The sequence below is a fragment of the Psychrobacter sp. AOP7-B1-24 genome (assembly GCF_052376215.1).
Taxonomy (GTDB): Bacteria; Pseudomonadota; Gammaproteobacteria; order Pseudomonadales; family Moraxellaceae; genus Psychrobacter.
In genome coordinates this window covers 1-18,330 of record NZ_JBQSVL010000023.1, presented here as the reverse complement: position 1 = coordinate 18,330, position 18,330 = coordinate 1, and the positions used below count along the sequence as shown (strand labels likewise).

Below are 18,330 nucleotides of genomic sequence, written 5' to 3'. Positions count from 1 at the left end.
TTCACTTCATGACATATCCTAATATTATTCATCCATCCATCCATTACTAGAGCCCGTATGACTATATCTATATCGCCTGACTCAACAGCCATTAGCCAAGCCGAAAACCTGTCTATTGCAGTTATTTATCATAGTAATTATGGTCATACTAAGCGTGTGGCTGAAGCAATCGTGACAGGTGCATGCCAGCAGTTACCAACATCGCAAGTCAAAGCGGTAGATGTCCATGAAGTAGATTGGGCATTCGTAGATCAAGCAGATTTATTGGTGTTTGGCAGTGCAGTGTACATGGGCAGTGTGACCGCTGAATTTAAAACATTCATGGATGAAACGTCAAAGCGTTGGTATCACCGTGCATGGGAAGGTAAGTGGGCAGCGGCTTTTGCAAACTCGGGTGGGTTGAGCGGTGATAAGCTCGCAGTATTGCAGCAGATATCTCTGTATGCGATGCAGCATGGGATGAATTGGATTGGATTGCCACTGATGCCGACAGGTCATGAAGCGCATGACTTAAACCGTCTGTCTAGCTTTTTGGGTTTGATGACGCAGTCGCTGGATGGTCCACCTGAAAAAACACCTGGATCTGGTGATATTGATACTGCTATTTGGTTTGGTGATCATTTGGCTAAGACCATTATTAAGCATCAACCAGCGAATACACAGAGTTAAGGCGACTTTATCGACCATACCTGATTCAAAAAAGCAGCCATTTCTAAGGCTGCTTTTTTGTAGCTCTATATTATTGAGTGCTAATCTTATACCATGCACAAAAATTAGAGTAGCAAGGAAAACAAGTGCAAGTACTACTCACTGTAGACTAAACAAGTTTGACACCGCTAATCGTATTTTTTGGGATTGGTATTAGCATTAAGTTGAGTAGGGTTAGGCGTTGAGGTCACAGGAATAGGGCTGTCAACAAACTGGATGGATTGGCAGCCTGTCAGTAGCGTCACTGTCGTAAGTAAACTGGTAAGAATGAAGGATTTCATAATAGTATCTCGGTAAGGCTGCGACTATATAAGCATGTTAAGTTTAAAGCTTGCTCTTATATTATCTGGCTATAAATACAGGATTATTCTAGCACTTGATAATATGCTTATTTGTATAAGAAAGCGCCCGATTAGACTATCGCGCGCTTTCTTAATTATAGTCTTAGTAATCTATAAAGCTGCTTTAGAGGAAAAGCTACTTTGGACTGGCTGACCAGACGGGTGAGCGTATGATGCCTTGTGCAGACTTACCAAACGTCTCGCCACCATTTAGTGATTTTATCGTAATAACGCCTTTATTACCTTGTTTTGAGGCATATACCACGCGTTTACCATTAGGTGAAAAGCTTGGTGCTTCATCAATACCTGTATTACCCAAGTTAGTCGTTACGGCACCATTGCTATTCATAATAGCGGCTGATGAGCCATTTAAGAAGGCAATCTGCGATCCATCAACACTGAACTGTGGACTGGTGGCGTAGCTACTATTTGATAACTTAGTCGTACGTCCTGATGCAAACTCATAGCGATAGATTTGTGGCTTATTGAATCCTGCTTTGTCGGATACAAAAACAAAAGACTTGCCGTCAGGTGCATAGCTTGGCTGCACTTCACTGCTCGGCCAGTTGATAATTCTATTAGGTTGGCCACCACTGGCGCTTACTTCATAAATATCGGCACTGCCTTCAAAGCTGCTAGAAAATAGTATTTTGCTACCATCGGGTGAGAATGAGGGACTCAAGTTGCTACCAGAATAAGGCGTGAGTGCTGTAGAAGAGCCGCCATCTACGTTCTGTACATAGATAATAGGATATGATTTATCTCGCTGTACAGAGTAAGCAATGCGTTTGCCGTCGGGCGACCAAGCGGGTGAAAAGATAGACCCTTTGGCTGTATAGATGGTTCTGGCGTTTGCACCATCAGCATCCATGACTTTCAGGCTTGAGGTTTTGTCTTTGCCTACGCCGATTTCTTCAATATAAGCAATACGACCTGAAAAATCCCCTGGCGTTCCAGTAATCAACTCATATATTTTATCGGCAATGACATGGCCAGCATAACGCATGCTTTCTTTGTCATCCTTAGCTGTTAAGCTCTGTTTGCCTGCCAGTATTCGCCCTGATTTGACCTCAATGACTTCATATTCAGTGGTAACTTTGCCACGATTGGTGCTGCTACTACCGACGACTAAGTAAGGAACTCCGATACTTTGCCAGACTGGTAGCGTGCCTGCTAACTCGCTGCTGCTACTTGGCTGCTGTGGCAAATTTTTGCTAGTCGTTTTTAATTCTGTGTTGTCTAAATCATTTAAGATAATAGAAGACATGACGGTGTCACCAGCGAAGGGAACGAAAGCGACTTGGTTTTGTTGTTTTGGAACATCTACCACCACTTCAATCTCAAGTGGTGCAGCTGATGACATCAATGGAGCTAAAAATAGCGGACTTAATAAAAATAGTGTTGACAATCTAGGAGTCGAACGAATATTTAGAAGGGTCATAAGTAGGCCGTTAATATAGTGAGTAAAGTTTATTGACGCTTTTATTGAAACTGTTTGGCAATGAGTATAAATGAAAAATATCGTACCATAACAGGCCATGGCTAGAGAATTAATAATTAAAATCCAGCGAAACTATAAAACAGATTTTGGCATCGTAAATTGAATAACAATTTGAGAGTAATTATCAGGATTGTCTAGATCAATAGGTAAAGGGCTGGCTTCTCTTATAGCTGACATTACGGCCTGGTTTACTTGTTCACTTGAGCCGATTGCTGATACTGCAATCACTCTGCCTGTCTTATCAAGCCGTATGATAGCTTTCACTGGTTCTCTGGCGAAAGTAATAGGTGGCGTATAGTGATCACGAATAGCTGTCATAATGCTTTTTTTATGTGAATCAGAACTATAAGACTTTGAAAGATGCTCTTTTGTATTATTTACTGAATTTTCATCATTAATTTCACTTGTGGATGCTAATGAAGATGACGTAAATAACAAACAGAAAAATAAAGAATTGAGGGTTCTGGCTGTCGTTATTCGTGCAAGAAAAAACTCCATCACTACATTCATCCTTTCGTTATTTCTTTTACTTATTTCAGCTTCTGCTCTTTTATAATTACTAGGTTAGGACGCTGAAGGTATGGTAACGGTCACTTGAATCTCTTTATAGTCTTCAAAATTATCAGGGTCGATATCTAATGGACTGGCTTGTTTGGTAGCAGTAATTGCTGCTGCTTGAGCCACGTCACTACCACCTGATTCTCGCGAAACATTTACTGATGTCACGTTACCAGATTTATCCACTTTGATAATTAACTTTACTGTTTGACCATAAGTGTTTTCTGGAAATGCAAATGAATTCTTGATTTGAGATACGATGCCATTGATATATTGTTTTTTTGATTTGGAAGAACCACCACTAGGACCATATTGACTAGACGTACTTCCAGATATGGTAGGTTTACCATCGCCTGCCAAACTGTAATCCTGAGGTGCGCCATCAGGATCATTACTTTCAAATTCTATATTAGTACTATCAGCATTGGGACGTGCAATAGTAACAGGGTGCTGTTGTATATAGCGTAATTTCTCAAGCTCAGCTTTATCTTTTCTTAGCTTCTCCTGAATTGGGCCGTGGCTTTCTGCTATCGACTCATCCAATTGTTCTGCCAACTCAGCCATTTGCTGCTCATATACTCTATTTCGTTCAAGCAAGCGCTGATGATGTTCTTCGCTCATGAGTAAAGGGCGACCAGTAGTGTCGTCGGGACGGCTAAAACTAGGAACTTGTTGTGAGCTTGGTTGGGTGCTGTTTTGGTTTGAATCGTTACTGTCAGACTCATTTATTTGGGCGACTGCCGCTGCACTACCATCGATACTGGCAGCTTGTGCCTGCGCGGCTGCACGATTGGCCAGTATCTGCCCTTGCATCTCAGCCAGTTGCTCAGGAGAGACCATGACCGTTTCAAGGCTACCAACCATCTCTACCTCAGAGTTTTGATAGCTATAAACCAGCAAGCCAATCACAAGGCTATGCGCTAATAGACTGAATAGCATAGGCATAGTGAGCCCATTTCCTTCAGGTTGGGTAGGCACATAGACGGCAGGAGCATTATTCATAATATTTATACTCATGAACGTGGTTCATTGGGTTGGCTACTATTCTATTGTCAGCTTGATTGAGAATGGTGCTTATAATTAAGGCACAGCAGGCGCGGGTAGTGGTGCACCTGTTAATAGTCCGACCTTTTGAATACCTGCTTGTTGTAACGTTGCCATTAGCGTCATAATGACACCATATTGATTGTTTTGATCGGCATTTATCATTACCTGCACTGGTTGTTCGCCGAGTTCGTTACTCTGAGACTGTAAATTGGATAAGGTGTTAATCAATTCAGGTTCACTCATCGGTAAGTCGATATGATTTTCATAACTGATAAAAATCTCTCCAGTATCCGTCAAAGAAACAATCACAGGTAGCTGGCTTTGGCTCATGGTGTTGGTTTGCTCTTTTGGTAAATCAACATCAACACCAGTAATTAGCATCGGTGCTGTCACCATAAATATGACCAGCAATACCAGCATGACATCGATGTAAGGCACGACATTCATCTCCGCATTTAGCGCTTTTTTTTCACGGCGATAGGGACTTTGTTTCATAACCCTTGCACCTGCGTAGCATTCGCTGGCGTTTCTCTTTTTGTGCTGCTTTCTACACTGGTCTCACGCTGGAGCATGCCGGTCATTTCATCACAAAACAGCGCCCGCGAGTCATACAAGCGACTGGATTTTGCGGTAAAGTGATTATAAGCCAATACCGCAGGAATAGCAGCAAACAGACCCATCGCCGTCGCGATTAATGCTTCAGCGATGCCAGGTGCGACCGAAGCTAGAGTAGCTTGCTCTGTTTGAGACAATCCTAAAAAGGCATTCATGATGCCCCAAACGGTACCAAACAGTCCGATATAAGGCGCGACCGATCCGATACTTGCTAGCGTCGTTAGCCCTGACTCTAGTAATTGCTGCTGACGACCCAAACCGACTCTTAGCTTACGCTCAACACCATCGATGATGTCGTCTTTAGGTTGGCGCTTTTTATGCATTCTGAGGTATTCTGAAAACCCAATATAAAAAATTTGTTCAAGTCCTTGGCGTTCAGGTGATCCTTGCACACCTTGATAGAGTTTGGCCAAATCTTCTCCTGACCAAAACCAAGTCTCGAACTGTTGGTCGAAGTTTTGGGCTGTACCAAGCCGTGCACTCATACGAAAAATAATCACCCAACTGAACAAAGAGGCTAATAATAATAGTGCCATCACAATCTGCACCAATAGGCTGGCTTGGGTAACAAGATCGATAATATTTAATGACTCAGGCATGTAATAAACTCACGGATAGTTGACGTCAGCTGATATGGTGCATTACGCATACCAGATAGGATCTTTGATAACATAAAAATATGATAGGGCAATAATTCTGCATACTTGTATCAACCGCTTAGTTTACTGTTAAATGAAGGAAAGGTCATTATTAAAATGTTAAATACCACATAATTATATAGATATTTATGCATATAAGCTTACTTGCCAAGGTCGACAGGATTTTATAAATAAATCTCTGAAATATTTTTTAACAGTTTTTTCTAAAGTTATGAAAGCAGGTATTTGTACTCACAAGGTACGGGTAGCGATTGAATTTGCATAGTAACTTCTCTAGAATGTTACACTTCGTTACTGATGCCTTCTAGTAATGACGTCACTATTTTTTTGTTGATGTCACCTCTATTTGAGACACCAATAAATTTGTTCTTTCACTAGCAAGCTGGGCGCGACACTTATGAATGCAATCGAACGTTATTTTGGAATCAATGGTCAAAACACCACGATTAAAACGGAAATTCTTGCCGGTTTAACGACTTTTTTGACGATGGCTTATATTATTTTTGTTAATCCTAACGTGCTGGCAGATGCTGGCATGGATAGAGGTGCTGTGTTTGTTGCTACTTGTTTGGCAGCAGCAATTGGGTGTTTGATTATGGGGCTTTATGCTCGCTTACCAGTTGCTCAGGCTCCTGGTATGGGGCTGAATGCCTTTTTTACTTATGGCGTTGTGCTAGGCATGGGGTATACGTGGCAAGTAGCACTTGGCGCGGTATTTTTGTCTGGTTGTATCTTTGTGCTGTTGAGTCTGTTCAAGATTCGAGAGATGATTATCAACTCTATTCCTGTGTCACTCAAGCAAGGCGTGGTCGCTGGTATCGGTGCATTTCTAGCGTTTATTGCATTACAAAGCTCAGGGGTTATCGTTAATCATGATGCTACTTTGGTCGGTCTAGGAGACATGACGACCTTTGGACCTGCAATGGCTGCTATCGGATTTATTGTCATTATGGCTTTATCCTACAAGAAAGTCCCTGGTGCAGTGACGATTGGTATTTTACTGGTGGCGTTGGTTAGCTTATTAACTGGCAATACGCAGTTCACAGGTATTATATCTACACCGCCATCGATTGCTCCTACGCTGATGCAGCTTGATATTGCTGGTGCGTTTGATGTGAGTATGATCAGCGTTATCTTTGCTTTTTTATTCGTGGATTTGTTTGATACAGCAGGTACGTTAATTGCGACCACTCAACAGGCAGGATTGGTCGACAAAGATGGTAAAGTTAAGAATATGGGTAAAGCCATGTTTGCGGATTCTACGGCAACGGTCGCAGGTACTTTTCTGGGCACGTCATCGACGACCAGTTATATCGAAAGCGTTTCAGGAATTGCCGCAGGTGGTCGTACAGGATTGGTCGCTGTGACTGTCGGTGTATTATTTTTACTCAGTATTTTCTTTGCACCATTGGCCAGTATGATTCCTGCTTATGCGACAGCAGGCGCGATATTTTATGTGGCAGTATTGATGTTAGGCACACTCAAAGATGTTGAGTGGGCTGATTTAACCCAGGCGGGACCAGTCGTCGTGGTATTGTTATTTACACCATTAACGTACTCTATTGCCGACGGTATTGCGCTAGGCTTCATAACTTATACGGCAACCAAAGCATTGACGGGTAAATTCTCTGACATCAGCATTCCAGTATGGATATTGACCATTGTGCTATTGGCAAAAATTGTCTTTGTTTGATTGGTTATACTGCAAGTTAGGGTTTGTTTAGTACTAAAATGTCAATGCCGTTGTTCTGAAAAATCATTAGCATGTGAAAATCTCTCTTTATCTATCACTGATAAAGAGAGATTTTTTTTGGCCGAAATATGGGTTACATCATTACGATTTTTTTTAAGTATTTGATTTAAAAAAACAATTGATTTTCTATCGTAAATAGGGAGATAAGACCAAAGCGTCATTGTGAAAAAAGTGCTGGTAACTGTTTGTTTTTTAGCGGTATATTAATTTATAAAAACTGACAATATCGTTAGTTTGAATTTTTTTTTCATGATACTATACTCAAGTTAAGCGCATCACCTCAATCAACGCCGTAGAGGTTTTTCTTACAGTGAATTAGTATCATATTAGATGATGGATTTGTGTTTATTAATACGATTTACTTTCGTTTTGATAATATGGTGTTAAATGATTCTATATTTAACATTGTTATCGCAAAACCTGATCATCAAACTCCTTTCACTACTAGCAAGAAGAAGGCACTAATGCCGCTTAACTTTTTATTGTTGCCTTTGTATTGTTAACGTAGCCGTTTAACACTTGAACGACCTACTTAATGGTTTCCAGCTGATGCTGGATTTTCTCGTTTTGTGATGGCGCCATTTGGTTCTTTGATTATTATTGTGAGTAGGTATTTATAACGACTATTTATTTAGTGGTTATAGCCAGCTATGCAGAAAAATTAGAATTCCTAAAGCACCATTTATTATGGTTTTTAAACGATAGTTATGGAGTGGTTATGAACCCAGTAGACCAATTTACCCCGCAAGAGCCGATTTTATTCAAACCGGTTGACTTGTTGTCGCCAGAATACATGACCCAATCAGCAGACACACTACATGATCGTATCACGCCACTATACAGTGTCGATGAAGAACGTTGGTTGTCTGAATTGTTGCCACTTGCCAAGCCTAGCACTGAAGAACGTGATGCAGCGGCTGAGCAAACGCGCCAGTTGGTAGAGTATGTACGTAATGATGGCAAAGCCGTCAAGATGGTCGATTCTCTACTGCTTGAATACAGTCTTGATACTCAAGAAGGTATTTTGCTAATGAGTTTGGCAGAAGCGTTGATTCGAGTGCCAGACAACTATACGGCTGATGCACTGATTCATGACAAAATGAGTGTGGCTGATTGGAAAAAACACATCAAGAATGACAATGGCTTTATGGTCAATGCTTCGTCATGGGGCATGATGATGACAGGTCGTGTTGTTAGCATTGATAGCAATACTACGGCGTCAGGATTTTTGGATCGCATGACTAAGAAGATGGGCGAGCCTGTCATTCGTAGTGCCATGCAAAAAGCCATGCGTATCATGGGTCATCAGTTCGTATTAGGCGAAACGATTGAGGGTGCGAATAAAAACAGCCAGCCATATCGTAATAAAGGGTATACCTACTCGTTCGATATGTTAGGTGAGGCGGCGATCACGCATAAAGATGCCGAAAAATATTTCAATGACTATTTGCATGCGATTAGAGCCACCGCTAGCATTAAAGTCAAAGAGGGTATGCCGAAGCCATCAGTGTCTATTAAATTGTCAGCACTGCATCCTCGCTATGAAGCGACACAAGAAGCACAAGTAATGGGGCTACTACGCCAACGCTGCTTGTTGCTTATCGAAGCGGCACGTGAAGTCAACGTGGATCTGAGTATCGATGCTGAAGAAGCCGACCGTTTAGAGATTTCTTTAAAACTGTTTGAGTCTTTATATCGCGACAGTTTGACAGAGGGCTGGGATGGTCTAGGTATCGTCGTACAGGGCTATTCTAAACGTGCAATTGCTGTATTGGCTTGGCTGGCTCGTTTGGCGACAGAAGTAGGTGACCGCATTCCTGTACGTTTGGTAAAAGGTGCCTATTGGGATACTGAAATTAAGCTTGCTCAACAAAAGGGTTTGTCAGGCTATCCTGTTTGGACACGTAAAGAAGGCACGGATACGGCTTATCTTGCCTGTGCTCGTTTCTTATTATCAGAGCATCTACGCGGATTAATCTGGCCACAGTTTGCCACTCATAACGCGCACACACTTGCGTCGATTATGACCATGAGTCAGCATAGAGACTTTGAGTTCCAACGCTTACATGGTATGGGTGATGCACTTTATGATCATATCTTACAAGCGTATAAAATTGCGGTACGTATCTACGCACCTGTTGGCGCACATAAAGACTTACTGCCGTACTTAGTGCGTCGCTTGCTTGAGAATGGTGCAAACAGCTCGTTTGTGCATCAGTTGTTAGATAAGTCTTATCCAATTGATAAACTGACCGTACATCCATACGACAAGCTGCTGACCAATGCCACGTTGCATAATCCAGAAATACCGTTGCCACTAGAAATTTACGGTGAGCGCCGTGCCAGTTTTGGTCCTAATATATTCACAGAATCACAGTGGTTATCCTTCAAATCTGAGATCGACAGCCATTTGGGTAAAACTTGGTCAGCGATGTCTGTTATTAATGGCAAAGCGATTGACAGCTATGAAGATAATGGCGTTACTCATAAGCTTGATCGTCAGGCGGTCAAAGCACCTTGGAACCATGAAGTAATCGCTGGTGACGTTGTCTATGCCAATGCAGACATTGCCCGTCAAGCGGTTGATACGGCGGTGGCAGGAGAAAGTATCTGGCAAGCGGTACCTGCTGCTAAGCGGGCTGAAATATTGCGCAAAATAGCTGACCTCTACGAAGAGAATTATGCTGAGCTGATGGCAATCTGTCAGATTGAAGCTGGCAAGACCATGCAAGATGGTATTGATGAGATTAAAGAAGCCGTTGATTTCTGCCGTTTTTATGCGGATGAAGCTGAACGTTTGGATGATGTCGTCCATGAATTTGCCGATTTATCTGGTAAGCTGTCGCGTCAAGTGTATAAACCGCGTGGTACGTTTGTCTGTATCAGTCCTTGGAACTTTCCATTGGCTATTTATACGGGTCAAATTGTGGCAGCACTCGCGTCGGGCAACACCGTCGTGGCGAAACCTGCCGAGCAGACCAGCTTGGTTGCGCACTTTGCGGTACAGTTGATGCATCAAGCAGGCGTGCCAGTAGAAGCATTGCAGTTAGTAATTGGTGCGGGCGACGTTGGTGGGGCATTGACAGCCGCTGCTGATATTGCAGGTGTTATTTTTACTGGTTCAACTCAGACAGCACAGTACATTAATCAAAGCCTAAATAATCATGAAAAGGCCAGCGGTGAGCTGCCTGTGTTTATCGCTGAGACTGGCGGTCAAAACGCCATGATAGTTGATTCGACAGCACTACCAGAACAAGTGGTTAAAGATGCGGTTCTATCAGCGTTCGGTTCAGCAGGTCAGCGCTGTTCAGCTTGCCGTATTTTGTGTGTGCAAGAAGAAATGGCTGATGATTTGATTGAGCTGTTACAAGGTAATATGGCGGAGCTGTCTGTCGGCAATCCGTTATACGCTGCGACAGACGTGGGCCCAGTGATTGATGCAGATGCCAAGCAAGGTCTTGAAGCGCATATCGAGCGTATGAGTGCTGAGCCGACGGCGACTATCTTAGCGCAGACGCCAATGAGTTCTAGCTCAGTGGTGAGTCAAGAGCAGTCTACCTTTGTATTGCCAACGGCGATTGAAGTAAGTAGCATTGATGTGATCGGCGGTGAGCATTTTGGCCCAATTCTACATGTGCTACGTTATCAAGCGCGTGACTTAGATAAGCTGATTGATGCGATTAATGCCACAGGTTTTGGTTTGACCTTGGGTATCCATAGCCGTATTGAAAACACTACTGAACATATTGAGCGCCGTGCTGTGGTAGGTAATACTTATGTTAACCGTAACCAAATCGGTGCAGTCGTAAACGTACAGCCGTTTGGTGGCTGTGGCTTGTCTGGTACTGGCCCTAAAGCTGGTGGTCCGCACTATGTCGCACGTCTGATGAAATTAAGCAGCGAGTCCGTAGATACTAATGCTGCGGTGACGCAAAACCAATCTCAAACAACCACTCAATCAGAAATCGCGTAAGGAGTAGCAACATGGCGACAGAATTCAAAAAAAATCATGCCCAGGTTTGTGAATCTTGGCGACTGCTTGGCGCAGTCAATCGCGCTGTTTATCTACAAGCGGCTATTCCAAAACTGGCCTTACTCACGGGTGATGCCAACAAAGCAAAGCGCTTGTTTAATCATTTGTTGAATGAAGCACCTAGCCTAGATGAAGTACATCGCATGACTGGTGCTACCGGCGAGTCAAATGATTTGTATGTGACGGCTCGTGGGAAAACCATGGTCATCGGTGGTGATTCTGCTAAAGCGATGGCAGTGCTTGGTCAGTTAATAGCGGCACTTTTGACAGGTAATGAGGTGATATTACATTGCCCAAGCCAAGAAGAGATGTGCAATGAAGCGGCAAATATACTCTATGATGCTGGTATCAGTGATGACGTCATTAGCGTGGCAAACGACTCGCAAACGGTCACATTGTTATATATTGACCGTCTTGCGCAAGTTGCTGTCGCTGGCAGTCGCAGTGAAGTGCAGGAGATTAGCCAAGAGCTTGCCAACACCGACGGTATTTTGACTCAAGTGATTAGTGTGACCGATATGGAAGGTTTTTCGGAGATGCTAACACCTGATTATCTCCATCGCTTCGTTACTGAACGAGTAAAAACAATCAACACTACGGCTATTGGTGGTAATGCGAGCTTGTTGGAGCTTGGTACAGAGTAGTTGATTTTACCAATACCAAAAAATAGAAATGGTGTTGGAATCTAATCGAATTGACACGACGGTCAGCGTTTATTTATTGATATTTTCAATGAATAAGCGTTGACCGTTTTTTTAATTAAAGGTTCTGCAGACACTAATTGCTCAATATTGATGAGTAAAAATACAATTTTATGAGTTGTGTATTAAATAAATATAATGATAATATGTAAGAACTTAACCAAAAGGTCAGCTTTACACACAAAGTAGCAACCTTGCCCAACAGACCCTAAATACACGTTTATTTCAATCTTTATATCCACTTGTTGCGTAAACCTATTTGTTTAGACATCTTGTGACGATATTGAAGCACTCTCCTCAGTCAGATTAAGCTTGAGCAAGTCAGAAGTTCAGAAGGCAGTCAGCTTATCCCATATGCTTATAGATATTTTTATTGATTTAGGTTTGACTAACAGTTGATCCTACTTTGGGAACAGTGTGCGACCGCATTGCATAACTTCCTCTCAGAGTTTAAATTAATTTTCTATATAACCTTTACCCTGATAGCCGAGTATTGCCATGATCAGTTTTTATCTAAATGGAAAGTTTCATGAGATAGCCGACCTTAATCCTAATACAACCGTTCTTGAGTATTTACGTCTGCACGAAAGGCAGAGTGATACGAAAGAGGGCTGCGCTAGTGGAGACTGCGGTGCGTGTACCGTTATGGCACAGCCGTTACTTACTAATGGTAATGAGACTGCCAATCCCACGCCTTTTTATACCCTAAATTCCTGCATTACCTTGTTATCATTGATGGATGGACATCATTTGATGACCGCGGCTTATCTCGCAGACAATCCTGAGAATCATCCAGAGCGTGCCTCCTTGCATCCTGCGCAACAAGCGATGGTGGACTGTCACGGTTCGCAGTGCGGCTTTTGTACGCCAGGGTTTGTCATGTCATTGGCAAGTGTTTACGAAAATTATCGTTTGCAAAAAGTGAAAGATGCGACGACAGATGAGCTAAGTTATGATGATATTGTTGCTTCAATATCAGGAAATTTATGCCGCTGTACGGGTTACCGCCCGATTATTGAAGCCGGTTTGGCAATGGCAGATATTGGTCAGCAACGAGATACTGCGAAGGCAGCACAGAAAGACTTTACGCTAGCATTAGCGACGGATGCGATGGCAAATCGTAAAACAGCTGATCCACTACACACAAACATTATCACTCCTGCATTGACTCACGGTTCACAGAAATTATTTATACCACAGACTATTGATGAGCTGAATCAAGTATTAGCAGCGAATCCGAAGGCAACGATTTGGGCTGGTGGTACAGATTTGGGCCTAAGTGTGACGCAGCATTTTATCGATCATGACGTTATTATTCAGCTATCTGCCATTGATGAGTTGAAATCTTGGTCATTAAATGATGGAGAGAAAAGTGTAGTGCCAATATCTACAAAATCGTTAGTGCTTGGTGCTGGTATGAGCTACAAGAAAATGCTGCCTGTACTTGAGCAGTATTTTCCTGAGTTTGCAGCATTGTTTGAGCGTATTGCCTCTCCGCAAATCCGGAACATGGGGACGATCGGTGGCAATATCGCTAATGCATCACCGATTGGTGATTTACCGCCTATCTTATTAGCATTAGATGCGCAGGTTCATTTACGCCATTGCGATACGGATCGTAATAGTGATGAGTCTCCAGCGTATTACACTGATGAAACCCTACCTTTATCTGAATTCTTTTTGGATTATAAAAAAACCAAGCTACGTGCAGGCAGTTATGTTGTCGCCATTCATATCCCACTATTACAAGACAATCAGCACTTATTTATTCATAAGATAAGTAAACGCTATGAAGATGATATTTCCGCCTGTCTGCTTGCAGCAAGACTGGATATCTCAGTAGATGGCATGACTATCGAAAATGTAAAATTTGGGCTTGGTGGTATGGCGGCTATTCCTTTGTTAGCGACAAAATCTCAGCAAGCATTGATTGGACAACCTTTGACGGTAGCTAGTTTTGAGAAGGCTGCACAAATGCTACCAATGGATGTATCACCCATGACGGATGTGCGTGCCAGTCGAGAGTATCGTATGCATGTGGTACAACGATTACTGATTAAGTGCGGTAAGCAACTGGTAGCAGAAGTGCAAACGATAAGCGCTTAATAGATACTTATGACCGTTATGATTTTGCGACAGTGCTTTTGACGATAATGTCATTAAGTTTAGCGTCTGATTTAACTCTTAATAGAGTTGTTCGCAACATAGCTTTTATCATACCGTCAAACCATCAATAGCCAAGTGTATAGGTGAGAGGTTTGACCAAAAATATAAGAGATCACTATCATGAGTCATCATTCTTCATTATTTGACAGCGACAGTATTCGACGCGTCCGCCCACCCAAAAACAAAATTGGCACCAGTACCAAACATGACAGTGCGATCAGTCATGTGATGGGTACGGCCACTTATGTCGATGACATACTGAAACCGCAAGGCACATTACACTTAGCCATTGGTAAAAGTATCCATGCGCATGCACGCGTGCTGAGCATGGATTTCAGTGCAGTAAGAGCCGTTGATGGAGTAATAGACGTAATTACCTTTAAAGATATTCCGGCTAAAACCGATATCGGTCCTGTGTTTGATGGCGATCCATTGATGGTAGATAAGGTTACTGAGTATGTGGGTCAGACCTTGTTCGTCGTCGTTGCAACCAGTCATCGTGCTGCCAAAAAAGCCACGCTCAAGGCAAAGATAGAGTATGAGCCTTTGCCAGCGATACTCACTATTGAAGAAGCATTAAAGCAATCACAGTTTGTACGTCCTAGCCATTTTATGACGCGTGGTGATTCTCAAGCAGCGATTGACAGCGCTTCTACTCGCATTGCAGGTCATATTCATATGCTGGGTCAGGAGCATTTTTATCTGGAAGGTCAGGTATCATATGTCGTGCCTTATGATGACGGTGGGCTCGAAGTCTACACCTCCTCACAGCATCCTAGTGAAGTACAGCAGCTCGTCGCTGAGGTTATTGATCTGCCTTTTCATGCTGTGACGACAGTCGTGCGTAGAATGGGTGGCGGGTTTGGTGGTAAGGAGACGCAAGCCGCTGCGTGGGCCTGTCTGTGCGGTATCGTTGCCAAACGCCATAATGTGCCAGTGAGCATGCGTTTAGATCGCCAAGATGACATGGTGGTGACGGGTAAACGTCACGAGTTTGCTAACCGATATGACGTTGGTGTCAATGACGAGGGTCAAGTGCTCGGTGTTGATATGCAATTAGCTGGATTGTGTGGCTATTCGCCTGATTTGTCTGATGCTATCGTCGATCGCGCGATGTTTCATTGTGATAATGCTTATTATTATCCAGCGGCACAGATAGCTGGTCACCGTTGTAAGACACATACCGTATCCAATACGGCTTATCGGGGTTTCGGTGGTCCGCAGGGGCTATTAACGGCCGAATATATGATGGATCATATTGCCTATACTTTAGGCAAAGATCCGCTACAAGTACGTTTGGCGAACTTATACAAAGATGGTCAAAGCACTCATTATGGGCAGCCGATTGAGCATTTTGATTTAGTTACTATCATGCAGACGTTGGCAGACGATAACGAATACGATAAACGCCGTCAGCAGGTTACAGCGGCCAATAAAAAAGCGGCAGCAGAGGGCAGTGATAAACGCTGGGGTCTGGCATTGACGCCTGTTAAATTCGGTATCTCGTTTACCGTACAACATTTGAATCAAGCCGGTGCGCTGGTACATATTTATACCGATGGTAGTATTCAGATCAACCATGGTGGTACTGAAATGGGGCAAGGGTTGTATGTAAAGATTGCCCAAATTGTCGCCAATGAATTCGACGTGGATGTAGATACGGTTAAAGTCACGGCGACCCGTACAGATAAAGTTCCAAATACATCGCCGACAGCGGCTTCTTCTGGCACAGATATCAATGGCAAGGCGGCACAAAATGCTTGTATCACGGTTAAACAACGCTTGATTGAGTTTGCTGCTGAACATTTTGACGTTATCAAGGAGGAGATTAGGTTTGAGCGTAATCACGTTCATATCGCTGATAAAAATATATTAACGTTTGCTGAGTTGGTGCTATTGGCGTATCAGCACCGTATCAGCTTGTCTTCGACCGGTTACTATAAAACTCCAAAGATTTTTTATGATCGCTCAAAGTCTTGGGGCCGTCCATTCTTTTACTTTGCACTTGGGGCATCCTGTTCTGAAGTTGAAATTGATATCTTAACGGGTGAGTATAAAGTGCTACGCTGCGACATCCTGCATGATGTTGGACAGTCAATTAATCCAGCCATTGATATTGGTCAGATTGAAGGTGGATTTGTCCAAGGAATGGGTTGGTTGACCGCTGAAGAATTAATTTGGGACAAGAAAGGCAAGTTGGCTTCTAACGGTGCCGCGAATTATAAAATTCCAACCGCTCATGACTTACCAAAGCAGTGGAGTGTCAAACTGTTCGATCGCAAAAACGAAGAGCAGACTATTTATAACTCTAAAGCCGTTGGTGAGCCACCGTTCATGTTAGCCGCTAGTGTTTGGTGCGCGATAAACAATGCCATTGCAAGCGTCGGTGATTATAAGAAAAACCCAGAGCTGACCATGCCAGCTACGCCAGAAGCTGTATTGAAATCTGTCATGCGCTTACAAGGCCAAGCGTGGGAGATTTTAGAGCGTATAGATACTGATACGGTTGAGAGTTTGACCTCAGTGGATGATAACTGCGGTATCGATGATGATCGAGTACAGCCACAACAAGTGCCTCATAGCAAAGATATCCATTTGCCAGCAACGGAAGGCACACTGATGGATGAACAGCCTGAGGCGATACAAGATCCTAATGTATCAACGGCTAGAGGACCTGCACACGGTGAGTAATGAATCAGCACCACAAACCTCATCACTATTATCAGGACTATCTTTGGTACCAGCGCCAAGGCGTTGGTATGAGGGACTGTCGCAGTATCAAAATCAGGGTGTCGCGCATGTCTTGGCCACGGTCATTGCTGTCAATGGCTCAGCACCTCGAGAGTTGCAGTCTAAAATGATTGTTACGCTTGATGACTGCTGTGACACATTGGGTGGTGGCAGTCTTGAGCATGATGTGACGATAACGGCTAGGAAGCTACTGAAAGGTGAGCTAGATACAGATGCATCCAATGATACTAGACCCTCAAAAAAAGGCAGGTCTAAAAAAGCCAAAGCTGTCCGCCGCGATGTGGTATACACCAAGCATTATCCATTAGGTGCCAAGTTGGCGCAGTGCTGTGGTGGTAGTGTCACTGTGATGTTTGAGTGTTTTAACGTGACGCCGCCGATGTCGTTATTGGTATTCGGTGCTGGACACGTAGCCGCCTCGTTAATGAGTTTACTTGCTGAGTTACCTTGTCAAGTAGACTGGGTGGATAGCCGAGCTGAAATGTTTGAACGATACGTAAAGAGGGATATAGATACGCTGGACCAACCCGTTACTTATCAACTTCCTGCACATATCCGTCCACATATTGAAGAAGAACCTGTGGATTTCATTCGACCATTCATTGATAAAAGTCGCCGATACGCATCAGTAAATTCAGTAGACAAAGGTACTCAGTATTTTATTTTGGTCATGACGCACGATCATAGTCTTGATTTTGAGTTGGTACGTGCCACGTTGGATACTTATTTAGACACAGATGTCGCTAGCAATATTGAGACAGGGTTTGATACTGATATAGATAATATACAGTCACATTCTAAAACAGAGCTCAGCCCCAAAAACGATACATTGGAATCTATGCCTTATTTGGGTTGCATCAGTTCAGCAACTAAGGCCAAGCGCTTTCGAGATCGCTTGCTTCAGCGTGGTTATAGTGAGCAAGCAATTAATAAATTGACCATGCCAATTGGGCTTGAGATTGGTGGCAAAGAACCAATGGCCGTCGCTATCTCCATCGTTGCCCAAGTTCTGCAGCTTTATCATCAGTCGTAAATATCACTTTATATAACTGATACACCTTAATTTGAGATTTTTTATGACCATACATATTTATCAAGCACAGTTACTGCACTACCTTACCGAAGATGACTTAGCTGCCAGATCTAAAAAAACAAACACTGCGGCAGAGGGTTTGAAAAACCCCAGTCCTTTAAATATTACAGCAGTAGAGAAAAACGTTACATTACAGCCTGTGATTGCTGGTGTAAATATTCATCCTGAGTACATTGCTGATGGTGCATTGGTGGTCGATGATGCAACGGGTCGCGTCTTAGATTATGGTCACTGTGCTGCAATGATGTCGGCGTATGCTCATACTCAAGAGGGCAAAGAACCTGTACAGGTTCACAATGAGAAACATAAACTCATCATGCCCGGATTTATCGATACGCATGTACATTACCCACAGATTGATATGATTGCTGCCTTTGGAGAGCAGTTACTGGATTGGCTCAATA

The 18,330-nt window shown here is 43.1% G+C and carries 13 protein-coding genes and 1 pseudogene; 8 read left to right on the top strand and 6 right to left on the bottom strand.

Annotation, left to right across the window (positions count from 1 at the left end; genetic code table 11):
* Positions 1-57 precede the first annotated feature (57 nt).
* Entirely contained in the window at positions 58-669 is a 612-nt protein-coding gene (locus ACT3QP_RS06800; RefSeq protein ID WP_444524956.1) for a flavodoxin family protein, read from the top strand.
* 167 nt (positions 670-836) lie between these two features.
* Here ACT3QP_RS06800 and ACT3QP_RS06795 read toward each other — a convergent pair whose 3' ends face one another.
* The 6 genes from ACT3QP_RS06795 to tolQ all read right to left on the bottom strand — a co-directional run bounded on the left by ACT3QP_RS06795 (position 837) and on the right by tolQ (position 5,369).
* The gene (locus ACT3QP_RS06795; RefSeq protein WP_444524955.1) at positions 837-989 is read right to left on the bottom strand and encodes a hypothetical protein; all 153 of its coding nucleotides are present in this window, start codon (positions 987-989) and stop codon (positions 837-839) included.
* 196 nt (positions 990-1,185) lie between these two features.
* Complete coding sequence (locus ACT3QP_RS06790; protein ID WP_444524954.1) at positions 1,186-2,490, bottom strand: translocation protein TolB; 1,305 nt, start codon at positions 2,488-2,490, stop codon at positions 1,186-1,188.
* A gap of 132 nt (positions 2,491-2,622) precedes the next feature.
* A complete protein-coding gene (locus tag ACT3QP_RS06785) occupies positions 2,623-3,048 on the bottom strand; it encodes a TonB C-terminal domain-containing protein (protein WP_444524971.1) in 426 nt (141 codons plus the stop codon).
* Between the two features lie 66 nt (positions 3,049-3,114).
* A complete protein-coding gene (locus tag ACT3QP_RS06780; RefSeq protein ID WP_444524953.1) occupies positions 3,115-4,125 on the bottom strand; it encodes a cell envelope integrity protein TolA in 1,011 nt (336 codons plus the stop codon).
* A gap of 63 nt (positions 4,126-4,188) precedes the next feature.
* Positions 4,189-4,650, bottom strand: a complete 462-nt coding sequence (tolR, locus tag ACT3QP_RS06775) for a protein TolR (protein ID WP_444524952.1) — start codon at positions 4,648-4,650, stop codon at positions 4,189-4,191.
* Positions 4,647-5,369 (bottom strand): protein TolQ, encoded by a 723-nt coding sequence (gene tolQ / locus ACT3QP_RS06770; protein ID WP_192519061.1) that lies wholly within the window; start codon positions 5,367-5,369, stop codon positions 4,647-4,649. Before tolQ ends, tolR begins: the two co-directional genes overlap by 4 nt.
* Before the next feature lie 457 nt (positions 5,370-5,826).
* Between tolQ and ACT3QP_RS06765 the strand changes: the two genes are divergently transcribed.
* The 7 genes and pseudogenes from ACT3QP_RS06765 to ACT3QP_RS06735 form a co-directional block, all read left to right on the top strand.
* Positions 5,827-7,122 (top strand): NCS2 family permease, encoded by a 1,296-nt coding sequence (locus tag ACT3QP_RS06765; protein ID WP_444524951.1) that lies wholly within the window; start codon positions 5,827-5,829, stop codon positions 7,120-7,122.
* Between the two features lie 778 nt (positions 7,123-7,900).
* Entirely contained in the window at positions 7,901-11,155 is a 3,255-nt protein-coding gene (putA, locus tag ACT3QP_RS06760; protein WP_444524950.1) for a bifunctional proline dehydrogenase/L-glutamate gamma-semialdehyde dehydrogenase PutA, read from the top strand.
* An 11-nt stretch (positions 11,156-11,166) separates the two neighbouring features.
* Positions 11,167-11,859, top strand: a complete 693-nt coding sequence (locus tag ACT3QP_RS06755) for a 1-pyrroline-5-carboxylate dehydrogenase (RefSeq protein ID WP_192519058.1) — start codon at positions 11,167-11,169, stop codon at positions 11,857-11,859.
* A 555-nt stretch (positions 11,860-12,414) separates the two neighbouring features.
* Positions 12,415-14,022: a xanthine dehydrogenase small subunit gene (xdhA, locus tag ACT3QP_RS06750; protein ID WP_444524949.1), complete on the top strand. Its 1,608-nt coding sequence runs from the start codon at positions 12,415-12,417 to the stop codon at positions 14,020-14,022.
* Between the two features lie 180 nt (positions 14,023-14,202).
* Positions 14,203-16,773: a xanthine dehydrogenase molybdopterin binding subunit gene (gene xdhB, locus ACT3QP_RS06745; RefSeq protein ID WP_444524948.1), complete on the top strand. Its 2,571-nt coding sequence runs from the start codon at positions 14,203-14,205 to the stop codon at positions 16,771-16,773.
* Entirely contained in the window at positions 16,766-17,866 is a 1,101-nt protein-coding gene (locus ACT3QP_RS06740) for an XdhC family protein (protein WP_444524947.1), read from the top strand. The genes xdhB and ACT3QP_RS06740 overlap by 8 nt, the downstream gene beginning before the upstream one ends.
* A 43-nt stretch (positions 17,867-17,909) precedes the next feature.
* Positions 17,910-18,330: pseudogene (locus ACT3QP_RS06735) on the top strand (guanine deaminase); the annotation flags it as partial.

Coding starts and splice junctions, on each gene's coding strand:
- ACT3QP_RS06800 (WP_444524956.1), top strand. CDS start 58: ATGACTATATCTATATCGCCTGACTCAACAGCCATTAGCCAAGCCGAA.
- ACT3QP_RS06795 (WP_444524955.1), bottom strand. CDS start 989: ATGAAATCCTTCATTCTTACCAGTTTACTTACGACAGTGACGCTACTG.
- ACT3QP_RS06790 (WP_444524954.1), bottom strand. CDS start 2,490: ATGACCCTTCTAAATATTCGTTCGACTCCTAGATTGTCAACACTATTT.
- ACT3QP_RS06785 (WP_444524971.1), bottom strand. CDS start 3,048: ATGGAGTTTTTTCTTGCACGAATAACGACAGCCAGAACCCTCAATTCT.
- ACT3QP_RS06780 (WP_444524953.1), bottom strand. CDS start 4,125: ATGAGTATAAATATTATGAATAATGCTCCTGCCGTCTATGTGCCTACC.
- tolR (WP_444524952.1), bottom strand. CDS start 4,650: ATGAAACAAAGTCCCTATCGCCGTGAAAAAAAAGCGCTAAATGCGGAG.
- tolQ (WP_192519061.1), bottom strand. CDS start 5,369: ATGCCTGAGTCATTAAATATTATCGATCTTGTTACCCAAGCCAGCCTA.
- ACT3QP_RS06765 (WP_444524951.1), top strand. CDS start 5,827: ATGAATGCAATCGAACGTTATTTTGGAATCAATGGTCAAAACACCACG.
- putA (WP_444524950.1), top strand. CDS start 7,901: ATGAACCCAGTAGACCAATTTACCCCGCAAGAGCCGATTTTATTCAAA.
- ACT3QP_RS06755 (WP_192519058.1), top strand. CDS start 11,167: ATGGCGACAGAATTCAAAAAAAATCATGCCCAGGTTTGTGAATCTTGG.
- xdhA (WP_444524949.1), top strand. CDS start 12,415: ATGATCAGTTTTTATCTAAATGGAAAGTTTCATGAGATAGCCGACCTT.
- xdhB (WP_444524948.1), top strand. CDS start 14,203: ATGAGTCATCATTCTTCATTATTTGACAGCGACAGTATTCGACGCGTC.